The organism is Mesorhizobium sp. LSHC420B00, from assembly GCF_000503055.1.
In the GTDB taxonomy this organism is placed as follows: Bacteria; Pseudomonadota; Alphaproteobacteria; order Rhizobiales; family Rhizobiaceae; genus Mesorhizobium.
The window spans coordinates 64,167-87,807 of the sequence record NZ_AYVY01000024.1; the positions used below are offsets into that span (position 1 = coordinate 64,167).

Sequence of the window (23,641 nt, forward strand, 5' to 3'; positions counted from 1 at the left end):
ACAGATTTTCACATTGAGGCGTTCTCAGCTAAGCTGAGAACACGATTGCTTTATTTCCGTTGAGCATAATCCGCCGCTCCACATGCAGCTTGACGGCCCGTGCAAGGACCCGGCTTTCGATGTCGCGGCCCGTCGCAACGAAATCCTCCGCGCTCATCGCATGCGTTACGCGCTCAGCCTCCTGATCTATGATTGGACCTTCGTCGAGGTGGGGCGTCACGTAATGCGCGGTAGCGCCGATAAGTTTCACTCCGCGCTCGTACGCCTGATGATAGGGCTTTGCGCCCTTGAATGAGGGCAGGAAGGAATGATGAATGTTCATCATCTTGCCGAATAGGCACGTTGACACGGCGTCAGACAGGACCTGCATGTATCGCGCCAGGATCACGAGGTCCGCGCCAGTTTCGCTTACAAGACCGAGCAGCTTTTGTTCCTGCTCGGTCTTGTTGTCCTTGCATACCGGCCAGTAATGATAGGCGACCCGCTCCCGCTCAGCGACGTCACGGCTGTCTTCGTGGTTAGATACGATCGCCACCACGTCAGCCTTCAGCCAACCGACCTTGATTTGATAAAGCAGATGAAGCATTGCATGGTCGAATTTCGATACCATTATGATGATCTTCGGCCTACGGCGCGCATCGACGGTGTGAAGACACAAGCCGAAGCGGTCGATTGCCGGTTTGAGCGCACGCTCGATTGAGGCGGTCGAAAGCGACTCGTCTCCTTCAACGGCCAGACGCATGAAGAAGCGATTGCTGGTGCGGTCCCAGAACTGGCTGCTCTCGGCAAGGTTGGCACCGAGCACAGCCAGTTCGGTTGCAACGGCCGCGACGATGCCGGGACGGTCATCGCAGGTTAAAGTTAGGATCTGGAGTTGAGACATTGTACCCTGGGTCAAATTCGATCTGGAGAGCTCGGGCAGGATAACGAAAACGTCGCCGACGAGGCGTAGTCGGCGACGACCTGGAAGATTGGAGCTTCCTCGTCCCTTGTTGATGGCGACAATGGCCTTCGAGTCCTTTCATGCCGGCAAGGTGCTGGATGGCACCGGAGATGCCGACGGCGGTGTAGAGATTGGGCGCGACGACCTTCCGGTCTGGCCTACATGCCGGTCTCTGGCGCGTAGGCGGCGTCGACCGCGCCGCGGGAAGCGCCGACGGCGGCACCGAGCCTGTCGGCGACGGGCGGGATGACTTCCTGGAATTTTCTCCGAGGAGCACAGCGCACGGCCACCGGAGATAACGATCTTGGGCGAGATCAACTCCGGACAGTCAGTTTCGAAGAGCTTGTTTTCGATGAAAATAGAGAGACCCGGGTCGGCTGCCGCCGAGATATTCTCGACGGCAGCCGCATTGCCTTGGGAGGCGCTTGGAAACGAAGTGGTGGGCACGGTGATCACCTTGTTGGTGTCGGTAGACTGCACCGTCTGGATGGCGTTGCCGGCATAGATCGGCCGCTTGAACGTGTCAGGCGAGACCACTTCGATGATCTCCGACGCCTGCGCGGCATCGAGCAGGGCCGCCACGCGCGGCCCCACATTCTTGCCCGACGGGGTCGCCGGCGCGATGACAGCGCATAGGCGCCCGCAAGTGAAACGACGAGTGCCGCCGTCGGTTCGGCGAAACGCGGCAAGCTCGTCGGCCTTGGCGAGCAGCATCAAACCGCGCCCTCAGCCTTCAGCGCGCGATAGGTCGCATCGACTGATTTCGCAGTCGCATCGACGATGATGTCAATCTCTTTTCGGGTAATGATCAGAGGTGGGGCAAAGCCGAGGATATCGCCATGCGGCATGGCGCGGCCTATGACACCATTTTCAAACAGAGCAGCGGCGGCGCGCACGCCGACCTGAAGTCCGGGTTCAAATGGTACCCGGCCCCTCGGATCCCGCATCAGCTCCACGGCGGATAAAATGCCGATGCCGCGAACCTCGCCGACAATGGGATGTCGCTCCAGTTCGGCTTTCATACGGGCTTGCCAATAGGGTCCGACATCCCGAACATGTTCCAGGATGTTTCTTTCCTTTAGCAATTTAATATTGGCAAGCGCGGCCGCCGCGCAAAGTGTGTGACCGGAATATGTCCAGCCATGGCCGAGCGGGCCGTGCTTCTCCGTTCCTTGTTCCAAGACCGACCAGACGCGGTCGCCGATAATTGACCCGGAGATGGGGAGGTACGCGGAACTCAAGCCCTTGGCGATGGTTACGAAATCCGGACGCATGCCATAGAGGTGGGAACCGAATTTCTCACCGGTTCGCGCGAAGCCGCAGACCACTTCATCGGCGATAAGAAGGATATCGTACTTATCAAGCACCCCTTGAATTGCGGTCCAGTATCCCTTTGGGGGTGGAACGATGCCCCCGGTCCCAAGTACCGGCTCTCCGATAAAGGCTGCAACCGTCTCCGGGCCTTCAGCGAGGATGAGAGCTTCAAGTTCGTTGGCACAGCGCCTGGAGAACGCTTCCTCGCTTTCGCCATCATGCGCCTGGCGGTAATGGTGGGGCGTCGTCGTATGGCGCACCAAATTCAAAGGCAGGTCGAAGAAGTCGTGAAAAAAGGGAAGCCCTGTCAGGCTTCCGGTGACCAGCCCGGACCCGTGATATCCGCGATGCCGCGAGATGATCTTCTTCTTTTCAGGGCGGCCGAGAATGTTGTTGTAGTACCACACTAGCTTGATGTTGGTTTCGTTGGCGTCGGAGCCGGAAAGGCCGAAATAGACCCTTCGCATGTTCTGCCCGAAATATTCGACCACGGCCTCCGCCAAAAGCGCGACCGGCTCCGTGCCCTGGCTGGCATAGACATGCGCGAACGGCAGCTCGTGCGCTTGCCGGGCGATAGCCTCGGCAATCTCCGTGCATCCATATCCCATATTCACGCAGTAGAGCCCGCCGAAACCGTCAAGGCTCTTTCGGCCATCCGTATCCCAAATGTAAACGCCTTCTGCGCCGGCCATGATCCGGTTTGGCGTTTCGCCGCGACTGTGCTTGGCTAAGTGCGTGGACGGATGGAAGACGAAGCTTCGATCCTTCTCCCGGAGTTGCTCGGTTCCCAGATTGCTCAAGCGCATCGCCCCTCTCCTCGCGATCAGTCGGCGGACACTCGGCCAGCCGCCTCTTTAGCCATTAGCATACCGGCAAACACGCCTCGAGTTTCGCTGGAATGCACCTCTTTAGCCGACGAAAGCACGGAATCGGCACCAATTGCCGTGGATACCAAGGCTTCGGGAGTTTACCGTTGTCTCAGTGCGGACAAGGGGATCGGTGAATTGGATTTCACTGGTTTCGTCACGACAAGGCTGTAGTATTGATCGATCCCCAAGCCTGCCTGCAGCAGTCCCTCCATAAAATCCTGATACGCAGCCATAGAAGGGGATGAAACGCGCATCAGATAATCGATCCGCCCCCCTATAGCCCAGCAGTCGAGGATTTCCGGGATGTCTTGGATCGCAGCCTCGAAGTGTCGCTGGTCCTCGAGACGGTGTCGATCCAGAACCACCTCCACCATCACAAAAACAATGCCCCCGACGAGGGCTGGACTTAATCGCGCGTAGAACCCCTCAATGATCCCTGCGGCTTGGAGTAAACGAAGCCGCTCCGAACAGGCCGAAGCCGAAAGATGAACACGCTTTGCGAGCTCGCTTTTCGAAATCCGACCGTCTGACTGAATCTCTGAGAGAATCCGGACGTCCCAAGCGTCTAGTCGCACAGGGTCGGGTTTCGACTTCATGACCTTTGCTCTCAAGCCGTGGTCGACAGCGCAATCAGTGCCAACCAATTCTATCATTAATTGACGCGAACAAATGTAGTGGACGGCACCCATTCTCGGCCCGCAATGCACCAGAGTGGGGTTGTCGAAAGTCAGGTGAGGGAGTTCGAACCATGGAAAGGCTTTAGAAGCAGTTGGCTATCGCCCCGCCGCTAACGGGGCGATGACGCACTGGAGAGGTCTAGTCGCCTTTCGGCAGAGACCTCGTCGAAATAGACAGCGCATTTTTTGAATCTCCGCTACTTTACCTGATTGGCACCCTCGACAGTTCCCGAGCATCGATCGGGTGGACGGCATGGTCCATGCAGTATTTACATCGGCGCATTTGGCTTCGAGATGAATTGAAGGCCTTTCTCCTTTGGCTCGCCGAGGAGCCTAGGCACCGCAAATGCCGCCCATGTTGCCGCTACGGCCCCAGAGTCCGGCCCGGCCCGATGTCGCGACATTGAGCCTGGCCGGATCGCCCAGCCGGAAGACTCAAACGCCGATGCTGCGGGCGATGCTGTCGGCCGCCATGCGCTTACGCCACTCAAGGGGCCCGGAATTGTGAATGGAGTTTCCCTCAACATCGACAGCCATGATGACCGGCATGTCCTGCACCTCGAATTCATAGATGGCTTCCATGCCCAGGTCTTCAAAGGCAACGATCCGCGCCGCCTTGATCGATTTTGAAATCAGGTACGCAGCGCCACCCACTGCGATGAGATAGGGCGTTCTGTGTCTGACAATCGACTCGATGGCCGCCGGGCCCCTCTCCGCTTTGCCGACCATCGCGTATAGCCCAGTCTCGGCGAGGATCTTGTCAGTAAAACCGTCCATGCGGCTGGAGGTTGTCGGGCCAGCCGGTCCGACGACCTCATCCCTCACCGCGCGGACTGGTCCAACGTAGTAGATCACGCGTCCGCGCAGATCGGCCGGGAGCGGCTTGCCGGCATCGATTAGGTCGACGATCCGCTCGTGGGCGGCGTCACGGCCGGTCAGCATCTTTCCGGAAAAAAGAAGGGTTTCCCCGCAGCGCCACGATGCCGTCTCTTCCTTCGAGAGCGCATCGAGATTAACCCGACGGACGCCGGTCGTGTGCAAGCCCTCATGACTGATCTGGGGCCATTCGGAAAGGTCGGGCGGTTCGAGCTGTACCGGTCCTGTGCCGTCCAAGATAAACTTCAAGTGCCGGTTGGCGGCGCATTGCGGAATGAGCGCCACAGGCTTGGACGCCACATGGGTTGGATAGGTAGCAACTTTGACGTCAACGACTGTCGTAAGGCCGCCTAGCCCCTGAGCGCCGATGCCTAGCGCATTAATTCGTTCATAAAGCTCAACCCGCAGTGCCTCCTCCGCACTTGACGGCCCCCTGGCGATCAGTTCCGACATATCGATGGGCTCGTTCATGGCCTCCTTCGCCAGCAGCATCGCCTTTTCAGCGCTACCACCGATGCCGACCGAGATCAGGCCGGGCGGGCACCATCCACTGCCAAGGGTCGAAACAGTATCGACCACCCAGTCGGCAACGGACGCGCTGGGGTTCAGGGTGGTGAAACGTGCCTTGTTTTCCGACCCGCCGCCTTTTGCGGCGATCGTGATCTCAATCTGGTTGCCGGGCACGAGGTCGACGTGGATGACCGCCGGCGTGTTGTCGCGGGTGTTGATCCGTCCGGCGAGCGGATCGGCGACGATCGATGGCCTAAGCGGGTTGTCCGGGTCAAGATATGCCCGACGGACGCCCTCATTCACCAAGTCAGCGAAACTGGCCGTTGATTTAATGCGGGCGTTCATGCCGACCTTTGCAAAGACAACCACCAGGCCAGTGTCCTGGCAGATCGGACGACGTCCGAAGGCCGCCATGCGGGAGTTCAGAAGGATCTGCCCGATGGCATTCTTCGCCGCCGGGCTCTGTTCACGAGTGTATGCCTGCGAAAGGTACCGGATATAGTCGGGAGGATGGTAATACGAGATGTACTGAAGGGCGTCTGCGACGCTCTTTGTGATATCCTCCTCGGCAATGGTCGATCTTGTCCTATTCACGAAATCTCATCCGAATGAACCGAACCCGTTGACCAGTTTCAGGCTCTGGAAGCTCCGCACCCCCTGCTCCCCTCCTTCATATCCATACCCGCTCTGTTTAACGCCTCCATACGGCGCATCTGCTGAAACCCCTTTAAGATAATTTACACTAAGAGCGCCGGCCGAAAGACCGCCGATTAGCGCCCGTTTGGTATCGTCAGCACCGGTGAAGAAGTAGGCGGCCAAGCCATAGTCAGTGGCGTTGGCTTCTTCGATCGCCTCCTCGATCGTGTCGAACGGCGCCACGGTGAGGATCGGTCCGAACGGCTCGTCATGAAGCACCTTCGCATCCTTTGGCACGCCGGTCAGGATGGTTGGGGGCCAGTAAAAACCCGGCTGGCCAAGGCGGGTGCCACCGGTTTCGACGGCGGCACCGCGATCGACCGCATCCTTAACCAGACGCTGCATGGCCTCGATTCGCCGTGCATTTGCCATCGGCCCCATCTCCGTCGCCGGGTCGTCCGGTGGACCGATTTTGATCTTGCGGGCGACCTCGATCATCCCGGACAGGAATTCCTCATAGAGAGGCCGCGCGACGAGGATCCTGCTCGGCGCATTGCAACTCTGGCCAGCGCACTCGAACTTGTATTCCGAAATTGCCGGAATGGCCGTGGCCAGGTCGGCATCCTCGCATACAACGATTGGGGAGTGCCCACCGAGTTCGAGGATGCACCGCTGCAAGTTGTTCGCGGCGAGCTTGGCGAGCTGTTTTCCAACCTCGGTAGAGCCCGTAAATGTCAAGACCCTGACAATCGGCAAGCTGAGGAGATGCCGGGAAATTTGCACCGGAACGCCAAAGACGAGATTGACCACGCCGTCCGGAATACCCGCTTTTTGCAAGGCTTCGACGAAATGGACAGCCGCGCTTGGTGTCTCTTCAGCCCCCTTGAGGATCACGGGGCAGCCTGCCGCCAAAGCGGGGGCGAGTTTGCGGGCGATGAGAACGGCGGGATAGTTCCAAGGCGTAAAGGCAGCAACGACGCCAAGTGGCTCGGGGACGATCATCCCGTTCGGGCCCATCGGAATAGGGGCCGACAACTGTTCGGCGTGCGTTCCGTTCCACTCCAGCGTTTCGACAGCGCGCGCGTACTCGCCTGTTGCTTCGGCAATCGTCTTACCCTGTTCTGCTGACAGGTCCCTAGCTGCCGCTTCAACCTTCGCTGCCAGAATCCTGGCGGCTGCTACGAGAATCTCGCCACGATCTTTTGCAGGCCGTGAGGACCAGGCCTTGCGGCTGCGCTCTGCCGAAGCGAGGGCCTCATCCAGATCCGGTATCGTCGCCGAGGCCACCGAGGCAAATACCATCTCCGTCGCCGGATTGATTACCGGCAGAGTGGCTCCGCTACCACCGGCTCGCCATCTGCCGTTGATGAACAGCTGATAGGTCGTGGTGTTGGACATCGCATGCTCCGCTTTCGTGAATTTGCCAAGTGCCGGAACGGCCGATATCCGAACCGTGTCTTGCTCCACTGCAATTTCATCGCGATAGTTGCATGCGGTCAAATATCAAATGTCGCCCAAAACCATCTCGAATCCAGATTGACACCACTCAAGCAACCGCGAAGAGCATGGCGCTAGGAGAATTTGCTTGGGGATTCCCTAAGTCCGGTCTGGAACCGTGGCTGACCAGTGCCTGCTCTCGATCAAAGTCTTTACGACCTGGGGGATCAGCTTACGGACGGCAGAGACGGCTGGAGAGCGCTCATCTTTCGGGTTGACGGCAAGGACAACGGATCGGGTAATTACGGGATCAATGATTTTCACTGTTCGGACCTGCCCTTGAGAGGCTTCTTTCTGAATGGCCGACGGGGTCAGGATAGAATACGCCTTTCCCTCCATGACCATATTGATGATCGTGGAAAGGGAGTCGACTTCGAATCTGACGTCGAGCACACAACCGTGCTGCGCAACGACATCAGCCACCGAACGCCTGAGATTGTTATTGCGCATCGGAACCGCCAGCGGAAACGCATGCAGGTCGGCGAGTGGTATCGAATCTTCGAAAGGCGGTTCACCCCGCGGCACCACCAGACAAAGTTCTTCCCGTGCCAGTACCGTCATTCGCCCTACACTCTCGGCAGTTCGGTAAAGGACAGCCAGATTGAAGCGGCCAGCAGCCATCCACTCCTCTAGAGGTCCCGTCATGCCCTCGATCATCTTAAGCGAGATCCTCGGCAATTCGCTTCTTACCGATTCAAGCAGGGGACCGCTAAGGACGCGAGCGGCTCCGGACGGAATGCCGATGGTCACCTCTCCGGAAGGAGCAGCCACCGTGTTGGTCAGTTCCGTCTCAGTGAGTTGAATTTCCTTAAGGATGCTCCGACCGCGCTCAAGCAATTTTGCACCGGACGCCGTGACACTAACGCCGGTCCTGTCGCGTACCAGCAGCTGGGTGCCGAAGCTTTCCTCCAGTTGACGCACATGCAGGCTTAGAGCGCTTTGAGCAATGTGCAGGATCGCAGCTGCCCTCGTGAAGCTGCCTGCCTCGACTACGCCGACAAAGTATCTTAACTGCCTGATGTCCACGATGAGCAAATCCAACCGGGCACGATCCCCAGTGCGTCATATCTATCTCGAAACGAGATGGTCGACAAGTAAAAAACTGTCGGGCCAAGAATCGAAAACCAGCGCCTGTCCGGCTACTGATTAAAGGCAGGTCAGTTATTGTTGGCGAGAGCCAGTATCTCGTGGGCGCGCCGAACCACTGGCGGATCTATCATCTTACCATTCAATGAGAATGCAGAGAGTCCACGCGTGGCGGCATCGTTTTCCGCCGCGACGACACAACGGGCCCACTCGAGTTCCTGTTCGCTTGGCGAGAAAGCCTCATTGAATATGGCCACCTGTGTCGGATGGATCGCCAAAGCTCCGGCAAAGCCAAGGCGCCGCGCATGCGCCGCGGCTTCACGAAGTTTATGAGTGTCCGAAAACTCGCCGATGCTTCCTATCAAGCCTAGCGGGAGCAGCCCGGCGGCACGGGCGGCAAACAGAACGGAAAGGTTCGGCGTCAAGAGAAGGTCGAATTCCGGGGCGCCGCCAACAGATGCACTGAAGTCTTCAGGACCAAGCGCCATTGCGACCATCCTTGGATGCGCTGACGCAATGGCCGCGAGCCTTTGCAAGGCGCCCGGGGTCTCGATCTGGGCAAGGAACCGGATGCGTCCCAGCGCAAGATTTCTTTCTCGTTCAAGTTCCGAAACCGCATTCGCGACCTCTAATATCCACTCTGCCGAATCCGTCTTCGGAAGAACAAGTGCGTCAACCCCAGCGATCACGGCTGCATCGAAATCGGCCGCCAAGGCGCGCAAACCACGATTCACGCGGACCAAAACCGATTTGCCCTTCCGGCCCACCTTTGCCACGCATTCAGGAAGCTGCCGCCGTGCCTCGGCCTTCCGATCCTGCGGAACGGAGTCTTCGAGGTCGAGTATGACGCCATCTGCCCCGCGCTCATGGGCCGCCTCCACAAAGCGCGGAATGTGAGCGGGAACGAAGAGCAGGGATCTCCAGCGGGGTACAGAGGTCGCGCTTTCAACGGCCGGAACGGTGTCCGTGATCATGGAGTCGCCTCTGCGGCCGATTTTATTGAGGGCGGTGGCAGTGAGCTAACTGGGCGGCGTGTGCGCTGAGATGATCCGAGGTATACACGCTCTCTGTAAATCCTGAGTGCACTGACCTTACCTACATGCGCGCTCACGCTGACGCAGCTCTCTCGCGCAAACGCCCCAGAACCTCCTCGCGGACAATCTCGGTGTGAGCGCCTAGAGCCGGAACGGGGCGCAGTGAGGGGTGCTCGGAGTTGAAAATCGCCGCCGGCGCTATCGTCTCGACGGTTCCTTCGGGTGTTCCAACCTCGACCCTGCGAATGTGTGGATGGTTTGAAACATCCACCACTTCGTTCAGCCGGCCATATGCCAAGCCGGCGGCCTCAAGCTCCCGCATGGCTTCATCGCAGGACAGTTCGGAAAAACGTCGTTGAATGATCTCATCCAGACGTACCCGGTTAGCGAGCCGCTCCATATTATCGGCGAATCCTGGTGTGCGTGTGAGCTCGGGCTTCTTCAGGAATTTCTCGCAAAAGTTCACCCATTCCCGATCATTCTGGACCGAGAAGATGACATCCGTGTCGTCGACGCAGCGGTAGGCACCATAAGGGGCTAACGACGGGTGGGTTACTCCGGCGCGAACCGTTTCGTAACTGCTATAGTCGTGCTGCAGCACCGGTACGTTCATCCAGTCGGCAATGGAATCGAATAGCGAAACTTGTATGCCGGTGCTCTCACCTGTCCGCTCGCGGTGATACAGCGCCTGAAGAATGGCACTATGTGCCGTCATGCCTGCCGAGATGTCGCAAACCGAGACCCCTACACGTGCGGGCCCTTGTTGGTTGCCGGTGATCGCACATAGACCTGTTTCGGCCTGGACGATGAGATCATAAGCCTTCAAGTGGGAATACGGCCCTTTCTCCCCAAAACCGGAGATGTCGCAGGTGATCAGCCGCGGGTATCGGCGACGCAGATCAGCAGATCTGAAACCCAGTTTTTCGATACTGCCCGGCTTCAGGTTTTGGATGAAGACGTCAGCAGCGGCAATGAGCATTTCTAAGACGTGGCGGTCCGCCTCCGATCTCAGATCCAGGCAAACCGACTCCTTACCCCGATTGAGCCAGACGAAATAGGCGCTTTGCCCCCGCACTAAATTGTCGTAGTTTCGAGCAAAATCCCCTTCAGGCCTTTCGATCTTAATAACCCGGGCGCCGGCGTCCGCAAGACGAGATGATGCATAAGGCGCAGCCACGGCCTGCTCCACGGCTACGACGATGATTCCCTCAAGAGAGTTCTGCATGCGACACCGTGCTCTTCATCCAACGTTTTCGTTTTGAGTCCGACGACGGTTCAACATCGCCAGCAACCGGTTCTGTTCGTTCCCGACGATGGAAAATGCCTCGTCGACACCCATTCCGGGCTTTGCGAGCATCATGTCGGCCTGGGTTGCCACCGAGACGTGGACAGTAGCTTGAGCGGAGAGATCCGTCTCAGTACAGCTTCCCCCGACATATGCCCCTACCTTATTCGCCTTGCAGATGAGAACGGCGCGCGCCGTATCGGCAATTGAGCCGACATCCGGGGTCTTGATTTGGACGAGATGGGCGGCCTTCGCTTCCGCAAAGAGCCGGATATCCTCAAGCGTATTGCACCTCTCGTCTACGACAATGCGAGCATTGGAGCCCCGGGTGTCCAAAATCGATACGATCTCGGCGTAGTTCTCAATTTGAGCTTGCGTCGAACCAAAATCGGCAGGGAACTCAATGTTGAGAGTGAAACCCGGTACGCTCTCGGCAACCTTGCAGATAAAGTCGGCAATACTTTGCGGCGCCAGGCCGATTTCCAGACCGATCCAGCCATACACATCGAAATGCAGCACCGGCTGATAGCCCGGGAGGCCGATCTCGCCCGTGCGTGCCGCAACCCACTTTACGAACTCCATGAAGGTCTGGCCGCCGACGCCGAATTTCTGCCGCGAGTTGATCAGACCGTGGGGAAGCACATCCACCGCTTTCAGGATCATCTTGTCGACGTTGATTTCGCGAGCATCGCCGCTCTGGCAGTAGATCGGGACGCGGCGCGTCGGCAGCTGCAGACCAAACTCCCCGCATATGATCTCCGCCATCGTCTTGCGCTGAAAATGGGCGGCTGCGCGAAGAAGAGCTTGGCTGACGCCATACTCAACAGCTAGAGGTAGCCGCTGACGTTCGACGGGTTCAAAAACCTTCGTGCAAGAATCGCGGAACTGAGAGGCATCGACATCAAGAAGTCGCGGCGCCACGACGCGAGAGGTTAAATCTGAGATTTGACTGGTGTCGAACAGAGGATCGCGTCCACCAGCGCCGGAGTACTGGACGTTCATCATGTCTCCCCAAACAACAGTGTCGTCGATCAGAGCAAGTCCGACGCTGAGCGAAGAGGCCGGAACTCGAATGGAGGTGAACCCGGGCGTTATCGGTTCGCCAGCATAGATGAAACCGTCATGGATTGCGCCGGCCCTGATAGCTTCCTGATCGTCATAGAAAAATGCGCCGTTGCCAGGCGCGAGAAGGACGTCTTTGATGTGCACTTCACTTCGCTCGATTTTTGGACAGCGTTGACGGGTGGATGCAGCTCGATCAGCTAGCCGCCAAGTATGTGCACTTGGTTTAGGGTTCGCCAATATAATGTTCCGGATGGTGCCATCTCGCTTTCAGATGCTTTGCCAAGGCGAGAGCCCAAACGTCGAAGACGGTATAACCGATGCAGAGCGCCCGTGGTATTGCCGAAATCTTCGCGACTTTGAAGCCATGGTCGAGGGGGCCCCATTTAGGGTCGTGCCTGACGCAACCTCATCATCGCGAGAGTTCGAGCGCTTCTCTGGCTGACCGATAAAAGCAAACTCCGCGCCGATCTGCAGCTGATAGTCTATAAGCGCCAATTCGAATACCTGGACAACCACAATGCCGACCTCAAGCCCTTTGTGGACCAAGTCTGCAGGCAAGGGAGTCGAAAAGGTCGCCCGTGCGAAACAAATGTCAGAGGTCACAACCTCAGCGTAGCCTGGTGGTGCTACATGCCGCCGCATCGTTTGGCGCTCCGCCTGCATCGCAAACCTAAGTCAGCAATTTACCAGCAGATCGCGTGACATATTGCTCAGCGACTTCGCGCCATCATCGGTCACGCGGACGGTCTCACTGAAGATGTAACCATCGGTCTTTTCAAAGATACCGATGAGGAGGTGGAAGGTCATATTGGTCTGAAGCACGGTCTCATCTCCCTCTTGGAAGTTCGGGCCGCCTTCCACCCAGTCGATGCCTATTGAGTATCCAATTCTGGATTCTTTTCGCACGCCTCGAGGTCCAAATTCGCGACGAAAAGCTCGCTCCACATCGCTGCACTTCACTCCAGCCCGTATGGCCTCAAAGGCAGCGAGAAAACCATCAACGCACGCTTGGTGCACGTGCCGCGATCTCGCGTTTGGCTCTCCCAAAAAAACCGTTCGCGCCAACGCGCAGCAATATCGGTGACGGAAGGCGCCGAGCTCGAAATTCGTCTGACAGCCCATCTTGTAACGCCCATCAGTCCAAGTGAGATGTACCGCGTTCGCAGGGGAGCCTACGTTCATGGAGATTGGACTGCGGGAGGTCCAGCCCCCAAATTCCGGAGTGCCCGTGTACAGTGCATGATTCACGGCAGCGCCTACGTCGCATTCTCGGGCGCCGACAGAGATGGCGAGCCTGCCGACCTGCATTGCCCTATCCACGATCTTGCCGGCTTGCTCCATGTAGGTCAGCTCAGCAGGTGATTTTATCGACTTCAACGCGGCGACTATCCCATCGGCATCGATGAACTCCGAGACGCCTAAACTCTTGCTCAAAACGGCATGGCCCTTCACTCCAAGGACTTTGCCTGAGAGTTCGACCCCAATATGGTNCGCCTAAACTCTTGCTCAAAACGGCATGGCCCTTCACTCCAAGGACTTTGCCTGAGAGTTCGACCCCAATATGGTTCGACTTGCTGCGCTCACGAACAAGGTCAGCAATGGGCTCCCATGCCGTGAGCTGTCCGGAAGTAATGTATCTTTCTGGATAACTAAGGATACGTGATTCTGGCAGGTACGAGCTGAGCGGGCAACACAGAACGTCCATCTCGCGCAGTATGAGCCACGGATCCTCCTCGTCTTGGCTAACAAGAGCGAGTTGCGGAACGTAGTCAGAATACCCTTCGTAACCGGTAAGCCAGTTGATGTTCGATTCACTTAAGACAAGCAGTGCATCGATGCCGCGCTCAGCCATCTTCTGACGCAGCCGTGTCGTGCGCTCGCGATATTCCTGCTGAGTGAATGCGGGCATTGCCACGTTCTCCTAGATTGAAAAAATGGCGATCCACGAGGCCATGAATGGAAGAATAAGGTTTTTCGAGAGTTGTCCGTACCGCAAGCCTCAAAAATTGTGACTCGCCCCGAAAAACCTATAGAACCGTTGGTATTATTTGTAAGCGACAACAACGAGGCGCGAGCTATCGGATGTAAAAACTCCACCATCCTGCCCATAAGCTTTAATAGTCTCGAACCCCGTGCGTCGTAACATGCGAACATATTCAGAAAATCCATACTGCCTGAAAGAAAGGCGGGTTCGTCTAACGCATCCCTCGCGGACGATAATCCTTTCGATGTTCCGACGATCGTTGAGCACATCGTTACTCATGATATCGATCCTTAGATCGTCGTTACGTTGCGCAACGTAGATTGGTGACTTGTGGCGCAGGAAAGCGAAGCGATTGGAGTGATCGATCAGAAGACGCCCGCCCTTTCGAAGTGTACAAGCGGCTTCACAAAGAACCCTCTCATTGTCTTCATCCTCGAAATAGCCAAACGTCGTGTACCACAGAAACACCGCGTCAAATTGATCTCTCCAAGGAAGCGATCGCATATCACCAAGAACATACTCAACCTTTACTTTGCGTTTAGTAGCATCCGCTTCGGCTTTCTTTAGCAAAGTTGGCGAGATGTCAAGTCCGGCTACACGCGCTCCTTTTTCAGCCAACCGGTTGGTAATCCGCCCATAACCGCACCCAAGTTCAAGAACTGCACTGCCTTGTCTAAGAGACAGAAGCTCCCAAATTACTCCCGCTTCTCTGTCACTTGTCTCTGGTGGATTTACCACATCGCCAAAGTGAAAGTAATCTTCGCTGAAGTAGTCTTCGAGCTCCGAGATGGAAGTCGATCTGCTCACTTGGTCTGCCATATGCTTATCCTCTACTTTGACTTCTAACCGTTGCATATTGCTACGATCATTAAAAGAAATATTTTGTGAATTGTTCCACGCCGCCTATGAAATATTCTGGTAACACTTATTGGCCTTTACCGCGTTTGAGACTGCGTCGCGGGCGATATGGGAGACGCCTTGTGAGGAACTGCTCTCGAAGCTCGTCAACTTCGATGTGCGGATGCTGTCCGGGCGGGACGACGCACGCTGGCTCAGGCATATGATATGAATTGGGGTTTCATCGTCCGCCATAGCGGGGCGCAGGTCGCCGTGCTGAGCACGCGCGCGTACGACGCTCGCGATAAGCGGGACCTCAACTTTACCAGCTCGTGCGAAAGCGTTGCTCCCGCCACCGGCGATGCTATCGAGAAGCACCGATTTCCCGCCGACAAGCCTGGGAATATATTTAACTGCCAGGCCCCGGCGTGACTGCAGCGCAGTCCAACACAGTAAATCCTGTGGGCCTTGGCCAGCGACGCTGCCGCTGTCACCATTCGATCGATGAATCGAGGCTTCGCAAGCTGTGCAACCCGCCTTGCCAATGAATTGAGTATTTCCTTTAGAAAGCGCGTGATCACACTTCATCTGTACTTCTGACCATATTTTCCTATGTTCTTAGCAGATTCAGCACCAGCAGCCTGGCACGCTTCGCCGTACACTTTTCGATATCCTCACCCACCAGGCCAAGATGCTTCGAACGACGCATCATTGTTGCAGGTTGTACGCCGGCCTGCCGAGCCTGTTCGCGTATCGAAAGAAGAGCGACGTGATGTGGCGGTCAAGCACGAAGAGCGCAGCGCTTTGCATTTGCTCCGACTTGCCGTCGAAAGCCTTGAGGTTTGTCTTGCCTCAGCGGTCCCTGTTCCAAACCAAGTCTGCCTGGTCATATTGCGGATTCTGTAGGCATTGGACTCAATTCAGGAACCCCCGAGCTAGCGCTTCCGCATCATGTGAAAGGCGAGGCCTATCCACTCGCTCTATTGGCAATCGGCCTTGCGCGTTCCGATGCTTATCCTTCAGGCAAATCGTCCAACCAGCAGGCACCCTCTTGGTGCGGGCGGGAGAAGATCCTTCCGATCTTTCCCGGAGTTTTGTTCTGATGATATCGCATATACACGCGTCCATCGGCTCCAAGGTCGAGGATCTCGATCTTTCCTGTGTAATGGGACATGATGTATTTGAATGTCTTTTGTATGCCGCTGAGACGTTGGTTGATGCCATGCGCAATTTCCAGTCCGCGCCGCAGTGGAACTTGAAAATGAGATGCGCCTTTCACCGGCCTGCCTTGAAAGAGATAATAGGGACGAACACCCAATTGGTGACATTTGGCGAAGGTCGCCGCCAAGATTTTGGAATCATCGTTGACTTTCGCGAGAAGCACGGATTGATTGAGGAACTGCACGCCTTGAGCGCGCAGGGAGCGAATGTTGCGCTCTGCGTCGACCGAGATCTCACCGATGTGGTCGAAATGTGTGACGATCACTGCGGCTTTGCCCGCTTCATGGATCCGTTGGAACAAACGCGGCAAAGCGGGATCCTCAAACCGCCTGGGCTCGTAAGCGACTAGTTTTGTGCCAAATCGAATTGAATCCAAATGTGGAATCGGCAGCAGATGATCAAGGATCTTTTCGAGCTTGGCGGTGCTGAGCACGAACGGGTCGCCTCCCGATAATAATACGTTCGTCATCTCAGGATGGGCCGCAATATACTGTGTGATCTGGGCGAAGTCAGTCGGGATTTCATCGGAATCCTTCCCAACGATTCGTTTGCGAAAGCAGTAACGACAATATGACGCGCAACGGTCTGTCACCAACATCAACCCTGTCTGGGCGTACTTGTGCTGAAGTCCGGGCACGACGGTGTTGTCGTGCTCGCCACTCGTATCCAGATTGCCGGGACTATCGAACTCGTCGAATGAGGGCTCCACAATATTCTTGAGCTGGTTGTAATAACCACTGTTGGCTATCTGCTCACGATAGAATTGCGTGACATGATAACGCGTGATGCTGTTGGCTTGTAGCTCATCCTCGGTAACAACGCGCGTCCCCTCGATGAAATTCATGATCGCAGTCCGGGACCCCGGGCCCGTTCCGGTGGGCGACGATTGAGGCGGACAAACGCCAGGCGACGCTGTGGTCGTTGGCACGTTTGGCTCGCGACAGCTGAAGCCCTGGTCCTCGTAGACGACCGCGATCGCCTCCAGATCCCGCTCGACCCTCGTCTCAACTAGCCCGTGACTGCAGCGGTCCTGCGGATAGGTCGCTTCCATCAAGTTGGCCTTCATCGGAAGACGACGACGTTCTGCCCCCAACTGGATTGGCGCCGACCAGGCCCGCTGCTCTTGGTCAGCCGCCATCTGGCTCAGTGCCTGCTGCAAATTCCCCACAAACCGCTCGACCGTGCTCCGCTCAAACAGCGACGTTGCGTAGATTAACCTCCCACGAATCGCCTCGCCGATCTCAGTAAGATCAAGCGCAAGATCATGTCGCGCGACGCGATCGTCAACGCGGATGTGCTCAAGTTCGAGCCCCGGCATATGCGTCGACTCATTGTTTTGCTCTGCAAGCATGAGGTGGAACATCGGTGTGTGAGCTATAGGCGGGTTAACGAGTTCCACCACTTGCTCGAACAGCAGATCCTGGTTCGCCTGTGCTCCGAGCGCGGCCGCATTCACCCGCTCCAGCAACTTCGCCAGCGTTGGGTCATCCGACAGACTAATCCGTAGCGCCAAGGTGTTGATGAAGGGGCCGATCAGGCCCGCGATCTCGGAGCGCGTGTGGTTGGTGCTCAGGGTACCGATGACCAGCTCGCCCTGACCCGACAGCCGCGCCAGCACGAGCGCCCAGCCCGCCAGCAGAGTCACGAACAGTGTCGTTCCATGACGTCGGCTCATCGTCTTGAGCTGCGTCGTCAGCGGCTTGTGCAGCACGAATTCGACGTAACTGCCGCTGTGGTCCTGCTGGGCCGGACGCGGCCGGTCCGTTGGCAGATTCAGTGGGGCTGGCGCGCCCGCTAGCGTCCGGCGCCAGTATTTCGACTGACGCTCGAACACCCGGCCGGCCAGCCGACGGCGCTGCCAAACCGCGTAGTCCGCGTACTGCAGCGGCAACGGCGCTAGCCGATCGGCGCGGCCCTCCCGGGCCGCGGCGTAAAGCTCGCTGACCTCGTGTGTTAGGATCTTTCGCGACCGGTCGTCTGAGACCATGTTGTGCATGGTGATCTGCAGCACTTGGTCTTTCACCCCCAGGCGCACTAGCCGTCCACGGATCACCGGCCCAGTCTCCAGGTCGAACGCCATGTGCGCTTCATGACGCATAAAATCCGCGAGCGCCGCCTCCACGTCAGCTGCCGCCGTCAGATCTTCCCGTTTCAGAGGCAGGCCGATGTCCGCCGGCCCGATCTGCTGGAATGGCTCGCCGTCCGCCACGCCGAAGGTAGTGCGCAGTACCTCATGACGCGCCACCAACCCATTCAAGGCCGACTGTAAGGCCGCCTCGTCTAGCTCGCCGCGAAGCCGAAGCCCCATCAGGATGTGACAGGTTCCGCTGCAGCCCGCCAGACGAGAATGGAACCAAAGCCGCTGCTGGGGGAATGACAGCGGCACCCTCGACGGACGCGGCAAAGCTTCGATTGGCGGGACCGCGCTCACGGTGCAGCGTCCCGCATTGTTTTGGACCGTTCGCGCAACTTTCATGTAGACCCCCTCGGCTGGAGAGTGCGAGACCCCTTGGTCGTAACGGATGCTTTACCGTGTCCCTTGCAATCGACGTGCCACCGAAAGGTTGTGTCGGCAAAAGGCGCAAATCCATGAGTTACGCGCCGCGCCGGCGAATACTTGCGCCTCAGTGTGTCAGGTTCCGAACGCGGATGTCTTCAAGCGGACATGGCTGAACATGGCAACACGAACCTCCAATGACGACGGTCGCCTGCCGAAGAGATGGTGAACGCGGGGTCCTGCGTCTCCCGCTCTCGATCGCCACCAAGTTTCGGCGACGATCATCCCTTGTCTGGCGACACCTCCGCTAGTGCGCAGGGATTGCGGGGCACTGATTGTCCCCGTTCGCCAAGGGTCGAAAATGGTGTGATCGACCAGGCGATTAAGTCGACGGCACGTTGAAGTATCGCCTCCGTCTGAGCTTGGCTGTCTGAAGCGGCGATGACATGTCCGATCGTATCTCGGTGATCGCCTCTTCTGACGATCGGCGTCTTGGGTCCAACATAAATTTTGACCTCGGCGACGCCTGGTATGGCAGCCGCGCGAGTGGCGCCATTGATCCAATTAAGGAAGCCGTCGCGATCAGGATTTAAGAACCGCGCGCCCGCAATGTTCGATTGCCTTCTGCGCAAGTCGCACTCCTCGCCGATGACGAGCTTGATGTGCTCGTCGATAAGATCAACACCGTACGCCAGCCGAGCCAGTTTAGGATTGGCCCCACCCGGAAGACGCGGGTTCACTTCGATGACTACTGGACCACGCGCCGTCCACCGGAGTTCAATATTCGTTGGCCCCCAGCCGAGGCCAAGAGCTTGCAAACATCTCAGCGAAACATCGGCGATGTGCTTGTACTCGTCGTCAGTTAGCGGAGCCGGAAAGATGCATTCACGGAAGACAAAATTCGGTAGCTGATCGAATTCAGCGGCCTCAATCCCAACGACTTGATTTCCCATTATGTCAGCGCTATAGAATGGGCCTTGTGCGAATTCTTCGACCAGTATCCTCGGCGAAGATTGGCATAGGTACTTCTCGCACAACAGATTGGTCGTATGTTCGGCCAACTCATCGATGTTACGGCACAATCTGACACCGCTGCTACCGCTGCCCGCGGCTGGCTTAAGAATCACTGGCAGGCCGATCTCCGCGGCAGAGCTTTCAACCTCCCTCGCATTTGTTGCCAGACGATAAGCAGGTATTGGAACGCCGCCCTCCGCGAGGAGCTGACGTTGAGTGAACTTGTCGCAGCATTGTTCGATCGATGCGGGATGCGGTCCTGGTAGATGGAAATGCTGGCAAAGTTTGCCAACTGTCGCATAGACGGACTCATCGAAGTCCGTAAAGCCAGTAATGCCAGCAATGTCATAGGTCGCACGCAGCCGGGAGCATTCGTCGATCAGCGCATCGAGATTGTCTGTATCGACCCGGATTGCCTCAACGCTTTCCGCCGCGAGATAGTCGTAGCGAGCTGGATCAGCCGATAGGGTAATTGGCTGGAGACCAAGACGCTGGATCGCTTGGACGTATCTCGGTCCATTGCCCCTATGACCTTCGACCAGGATCAGCGCGCTTCTTGCCATTGGCATCGACCTCCGTTACCGGCTCTGCGGATTCGAGCGTGAATTGGCAGCAGCTCTTTAGCTGTGCCTGGCATCACACTTTGCGGTAAAGATATCATCGTCAGCGGTTTGCGCTCGCAAAGATTCTGTAAATTTATTTGAACAAGCCGTTGCAACGGTGAGTACTCGTTAGCGTGGCAAGGCGTATAAAATTCGGAGGGGTTCGATGCTCACGGGACGCTGGTTTGGCCTATAAGCATTTAAGCCTTATCCGGCGGGCAACTTCTCTTCCATCGCATCAGTCGGCTCTACGAACGCACCTCCATCCGCGAGTTCGTCGATGTGCGCATCGCCGACAAGACCGTTGAGATATTCCACAAGGGTCAGCGGATCGCCAGCCACGCCTGTGCGCCCAACGGGCGCGGCCATATGACCGTTGCCGATCACATGCCGAGCGCGCATCGCCGCTACGGCAAGTGGACGCCGGGGGACTGATCGCGGCCGGCGAGAGGATCGGGCCTTCCACCGCCGCCTTCTTCCAGGCTGTCATCGCTGACCGGCCGCATCCCGAACAGGGCTTTCGCACCTGTCTCGGCATTCTTTCTCTGACTAAGAGCTACGGCAACGCGCGCGTCGACGCAGCCTGCCAACGCGGCATCCTCATCAAGGCACGCTCCGTCGCCTCGATCCGTTCGATCCTTAAGAACGGCCTTGATCGCGCTTTCCTCGACGAGACGCCCGACTATCAACCCCCTGCGCCACGGCAACATCCGCGGTCAGGGCTATTTCCACTGAACCATGGAGATCTCAATGCTCACCCTCCCACCCATGAACGGCTGATCGCACTCGGCTTGACCGGAATGGCCAAAGCCTTCGAGGAGCAGCGACGATCACCGGATCTCGAGGCCCTGTCGTTCGAGGAGCGCATCGGACTTCTTGTCGATCGCGAAGCAGAGCGCGACGCCAAACGGCTCACGACGCGGCTCAAATTCGCCGCGCTGCGCCAGAGCGCCTGCGTGGGAGATGTCGATTTGCGCACGCCGGCGCGGCATCGACCGCACCGTCTTCGCCAGGCTCGTCGGCGGCGACTGATCGACCGCCATGAGAACCTGCTGGTCACAGGGGCAACCGGCCTGGGCAAGAGTTGGCTTGCCTTGCGCTCGGCCACAAAGCCTGGCGCGACAATCAATCGGTGCTCTATCATCGCGTCCCGCGCCTTTTCGAGGCACTCGCCCTGGCCCGCGGCGATGGACGCTATGGCCGCCTGCTCAAGATGCTCGGACGCGTTCAGCTCCTCATCCTCGACGACTGGGGCCTGTCGGTTCTCAGTGCCGCCGAGCGCCGCGACCTTCTGGAAATCCTCGATGATCGCCATGGCCGCGCATCCACAATCGTCACCAGCCAAGTTCCCGTGGAACACTGGCACGACGTCATCGGCGATCGCACCCTCGGCGATGCGATTCTGGATCGCCTCGTTCACAACGCTCACCGCCTTCAACTCACCGGAGAAAGCATGCGAAAACACCGCGCTCGCGCCCACGCTCTTGACGAAGCCGCAAACACCTGAATCAATGAACAGGTCGGTCGAAGCGGCCGCTCATCATCGCGCGAAATACCTGCTCACGATTAAATGAAACGAGCGCTCACCATCGCGTGAAATGGCTGCTCACAATCGGCGAAATGTGCATTCTGTCCAAGCCGGGCTCGCGTGCCGACTTCGCCACGAGTGGTTCGGCCCCTTGGTGACCGCTGACAGCGGCTTCACCCCGATCCCTCGGTTCCAGGGCCAGAGAATACTGGGTCTCTGCCGCTTTCCACTCATGAGTTGCCAGTCCTATTTGCCACTTCTAATAGTTCGGGCCTTCGGTCATCGTTTCCCAGCTTGGCCTATCCGTTTACTCCGCCTTTCGGCCTTGTAGTGCCTCACTAGCCTCGCCAAGCGCGAAGCCCGCGCCAACCCGAAGAAGGCCGAGCCCGGCAAAGATCGGAAGAGCACACGTCTGAACTCNTCGGTCATCGTTTCCCAGCTTGGCCTATCCGTTTACTCCGCCTTTCGGCCTTGTAGTGCCTCACTAGCCTCGCCGACAGCATACCTACTACGCCCTCTGCTGACTCCTGCATCACGGTCAGGTCACCTTGCGGTTCCCTCAGGTCCGAAGTCGGAACATGACACAGGCCCTGCCCAGGTAAGTTCAATCGCCTTCCCCGCGCACCTGCCGGATCTACAGCCCTGGCCGTTGATTGGATATGGACTTCGCGACACGTTGCCCGCTCGTCCGGCCAAGGATGCCTGATATCCGGTTTCTGTTCGTCAGGTCCCGGTTTTGCTCCACGCTTCCTTCAGACACCACCTCGCGGTAACGCCCTTGCGTTTTGCTAAGCCTTCACCTCCATCAGGTCGGCTAAGGGACTTTCACCCCCAAGCGGTTGAACATGCTGGGCACACAACGAAGCCGCTGACGCGGCAAATGGTTTGCGGGTGAGGCTTCTGTTTTGAAGGATTGCTGCTGTTGAAGCGCAATCTCGAGAACAGGAGCAATGAGATGGTCGAGTTGAGCCCTCTTTGCCCTGCGGGTGGTGCTAAGCGCCGACGAGGTTGTCCGGTTTCTGGAAGCGGTGCCCAGCCTGGAGACACGCACCGCGCTGACGACGGCCTACGCCGCGGGCCTTCGCGCCTCGGAGACCGTCTGCCTAAAGGTCGGCGACGTCAACAGCGAACGCGGGGTCATCCGGATCGAGCACGGCAAGGGCGGCAGCGACCGTACCGTGATGTTGTCGACGAAGCAGGGCTCGCCGGCCTTGACCGGACCGGCATGCAGCAGATCATCCGCTCCGTGGTTCGCCGGGTCGAAATCGACGACGCGCACATCGAGATCATCTTCCGGGTTCCCCCGCTCGATGGCCCAGCCCGCCCAAAATCACCAAGCAAAATGACCAAGTCCACGCAACGTTGTACAGACGTTTGTCGAGCGAACCTTCGGCTGGGTGACGCGGTGGCGGAGGCTCGTGCGCGACTAAGAGAAGCACATCGACGTCTCTCACGCCATGATCCTCGTCGCTACGGGCGGCAATCTTATCCGCAGAAACGCCCATCCCTGATTTTCAAAACGGACTCTAAAGACGGCCTGCACCACGCACTTTCGTGCTCTCGGGCCCCACGTCCCGAATGGGCTCACCATAAGGCCGCTCTCAAACAAGAACAGCAGGACGAGTAGGCACCAAAGATCAAATAACGGATAACGGCCAGGTCGAACGCATAGACCGCACGATCAAGGACGCGACCATCAAGCGTTTCTACTACGAGAGCCATGACCAACTGCGCCTGCCGTCTCGCCGACTTCGTCTCAGCCTATAATTTCGGCCGCCGACTGAAGACCCTCAAACGGCCTCACGCCCTTTGAATACATCTACGAAATTCAGGCTCGACCCAACCCATCAAATCCCGGGTCTTCTCTAGTCAAGCGCCTTCAAGCCTTTCTCGGCCAATGGCTTTTGATGTCTTTCGCGGGGCCTTGCTTCTCTTCGGGATCGGCGCGCTAGCCCTCCCGGCATGGGTCAGTTAGAATGAAAGGGACAATCTAAACGGCGTTCTCACCCTGTGCTCACGATCGATATGAGTCCCGGCACGTCCTTATCCTTCGTCTCGCGAAGGACATTCATCCCCCCTGGCGAATCTCGTTATCGGCTTTTCCCTTTCCTTCGAGGGACCCGCTGTAATTTCGGCGCTGTAAGGCACCGATGTGATGAGGTGAAT

General features: G+C 57.7%; 14 protein-coding genes and 6 pseudogenes. 5 read left to right on the forward strand and 15 right to left on the reverse strand.

The window, feature by feature from the left end:
* Positions 1–28: 28 nt before the first annotated feature.
* The 15 genes and pseudogenes from purU to X760_RS66010 form a co-directional block, all read right to left on the reverse strand.
* The gene (gene purU / locus X760_RS0139125; protein ID WP_031194685.1) at positions 29–883 is read right to left on the reverse strand and encodes a formyltetrahydrofolate deformylase; all 855 of its coding nucleotides are present in this window, start codon (positions 881–883) and stop codon (positions 29–31) included.
* A gap of 18 nt (positions 884–901) precedes the next feature.
* Positions 902–1,635, reverse strand: a pseudogene (locus X760_RS65940) (FAD-binding protein); the annotation flags it as partial.
* Between the two features lie 21 nt (positions 1,636–1,656).
* A complete protein-coding gene (locus X760_RS65945) occupies positions 1,657–3,063 on the reverse strand; it encodes an aminotransferase (protein ID WP_023721463.1) in 1,407 nt (468 codons plus the stop codon).
* A gap of 161 nt (positions 3,064–3,224) precedes the next feature.
* Complete coding sequence (locus tag X760_RS65950) at positions 3,225–3,722, reverse strand: Lrp/AsnC family transcriptional regulator (protein ID WP_023721464.1); 498 nt, start codon at positions 3,720–3,722, stop codon at positions 3,225–3,227.
* 516 nt (positions 3,723–4,238) lie between these two features.
* The gene (locus tag X760_RS65955) at positions 4,239–5,783 is read right to left on the reverse strand and encodes a fumarate hydratase (protein WP_023721465.1); all 1,545 of its coding nucleotides are present in this window, start codon (positions 5,781–5,783) and stop codon (positions 4,239–4,241) included.
* 6 nt (positions 5,784–5,789) lie between these two features.
* Positions 5,790–7,223: an NAD-dependent succinate-semialdehyde dehydrogenase gene (locus X760_RS65960; protein WP_023721466.1), complete on the reverse strand. Its 1,434-nt coding sequence runs from the start codon at positions 7,221–7,223 to the stop codon at positions 5,790–5,792.
* 198 nt (positions 7,224–7,421) lie between these two features.
* A complete protein-coding gene (locus X760_RS65965) occupies positions 7,422–8,348 on the reverse strand; it encodes a LysR family transcriptional regulator (protein WP_023721467.1) in 927 nt (308 codons plus the stop codon).
* 131 nt (positions 8,349–8,479) lie between these two features.
* The gene (locus tag X760_RS65970) at positions 8,480–9,382 is read right to left on the reverse strand and encodes a CoA ester lyase (RefSeq protein WP_023721468.1); all 903 of its coding nucleotides are present in this window, start codon (positions 9,380–9,382) and stop codon (positions 8,480–8,482) included.
* A 133-nt stretch (positions 9,383–9,515) separates the two neighbouring features.
* The gene (locus X760_RS65975; protein WP_023721469.1) at positions 9,516–10,667 is read right to left on the reverse strand and encodes a CaiB/BaiF CoA-transferase family protein; all 1,152 of its coding nucleotides are present in this window, start codon (positions 10,665–10,667) and stop codon (positions 9,516–9,518) included.
* A gap of 15 nt (positions 10,668–10,682) precedes the next feature.
* Positions 10,683–11,936: a methylaspartate ammonia-lyase gene (locus tag X760_RS65980; protein WP_023721470.1), complete on the reverse strand. Its 1,254-nt coding sequence runs from the start codon at positions 11,934–11,936 to the stop codon at positions 10,683–10,685.
* A 531-nt stretch (positions 11,937–12,467) separates the two neighbouring features.
* Entirely contained in the window at positions 12,468–13,169 is a 702-nt protein-coding gene (locus X760_RS65990) for a Xaa-Pro peptidase family protein (RefSeq protein ID WP_156948187.1), read from the reverse strand.
* The gene (locus X760_RS75205; RefSeq protein WP_084642914.1) at positions 13,144–13,701 is read right to left on the reverse strand and encodes an aminopeptidase P family N-terminal domain-containing protein; all 558 of its coding nucleotides are present in this window, start codon (positions 13,699–13,701) and stop codon (positions 13,144–13,146) included. Before X760_RS75205 ends, X760_RS65990 begins: the two co-directional genes overlap by 26 nt.
* A gap of 135 nt (positions 13,702–13,836) precedes the next feature.
* Positions 13,837–14,595, reverse strand: a complete 759-nt coding sequence (locus tag X760_RS65995; RefSeq protein ID WP_031194679.1) for a class I SAM-dependent methyltransferase — start codon at positions 14,593–14,595, stop codon at positions 13,837–13,839.
* A 1,030-nt stretch (positions 14,596–15,625) separates the two neighbouring features.
* Positions 15,626–18,310 carry a condensation domain-containing protein gene (locus X760_RS75210; protein WP_084642916.1) on the reverse strand — a complete coding sequence of 895 codons (2,685 nt, stop codon included), beginning with the start codon at positions 18,308–18,310 and terminating at the stop codon, positions 15,626–15,628.
* Between the two features lie 302 nt (positions 18,311–18,612).
* A complete protein-coding gene (locus X760_RS66010) occupies positions 18,613–19,908 on the reverse strand; it encodes an acetyl-CoA carboxylase biotin carboxylase subunit family protein (protein ID WP_023721478.1) in 1,296 nt (431 codons plus the stop codon).
* Between the two features lie 315 nt (positions 19,909–20,223).
* On the opposite strand from X760_RS66010, the pseudogene X760_RS75215 reads away from it, so the two are divergent.
* The 5 pseudogenes from X760_RS75215 to X760_RS76600 form a co-directional block, all read left to right on the forward strand.
* Positions 20,224–20,682 (forward strand): annotated as a pseudogene (locus X760_RS75215) (transposase); the annotation flags it as partial.
* 65 nt (positions 20,683–20,747) lie between these two features.
* Positions 20,748–21,454: pseudogene (istB, locus tag X760_RS66015) on the forward strand (IS21-like element helper ATPase IstB).
* A gap of 1,010 nt (positions 21,455–22,464) precedes the next feature.
* Positions 22,465–22,665: pseudogene (locus tag X760_RS78185) on the forward strand (tyrosine-type recombinase/integrase); the annotation flags it as partial.
* Between the two features lie 186 nt (positions 22,666–22,851).
* Positions 22,852–22,986 (forward strand): annotated as a pseudogene (locus tag X760_RS76595) (IS5/IS1182 family transposase); the annotation flags it as partial.
* 139 nt (positions 22,987–23,125) lie between these two features.
* Positions 23,126–23,344 (forward strand): annotated as a pseudogene (locus X760_RS76600) (IS3 family transposase); the annotation flags it as partial.
* Between the last annotated feature and the right edge of the window lie 297 nt (positions 23,345–23,641).

Bases quoted from the DNA above. Each gene is read 5' to 3' on its own strand.
- purU (WP_031194685.1), bottom strand. From the start codon at position 883: ATGTCTCAACTCCAGATCCTAACTTTAACCTGCGATGACCGTCCCGGC.
- X760_RS65945 (WP_023721463.1), bottom strand. From the start codon at position 3,063: ATGCGCTTGAGCAATCTGGGAACCGAGCAACTCCGGGAGAAGGATCGA.
- X760_RS65950 (WP_023721464.1), bottom strand. From the start codon at position 3,722: ATGAAGTCGAAACCCGACCCTGTGCGACTAGACGCTTGGGACGTCCGG.
- X760_RS65960 (WP_023721466.1), bottom strand. From the start codon at position 7,223: ATGTCCAACACCACGACCTATCAGCTGTTCATCAACGGCAGATGGCGA.
- X760_RS65970 (WP_023721468.1), bottom strand. From the start codon at position 9,382: ATGATCACGGACACCGTTCCGGCCGTTGAAAGCGCGACCTCTGTACCC.
- X760_RS65975 (WP_023721469.1), bottom strand. From the start codon at position 10,667: ATGCAGAACTCTCTTGAGGGAATCATCGTCGTAGCCGTGGAGCAGGCC.
- X760_RS65995 (WP_031194679.1), bottom strand. From the start codon at position 14,595: ATGGCAGACCAAGTGAGCAGATCGACTTCCATCTCGGAGCTCGAAGAC.
- X760_RS75210 (WP_084642916.1), bottom strand. From the start codon at position 18,310: ATGAAAGTTGCGCGAACGGTCCAAAACAATGCGGGACGCTGCACCGTG.
- X760_RS66010 (WP_023721478.1), bottom strand. From the start codon at position 19,908: ATGGCAAGAAGCGCGCTGATCCTGGTCGAAGGTCATAGGGGCAATGGA.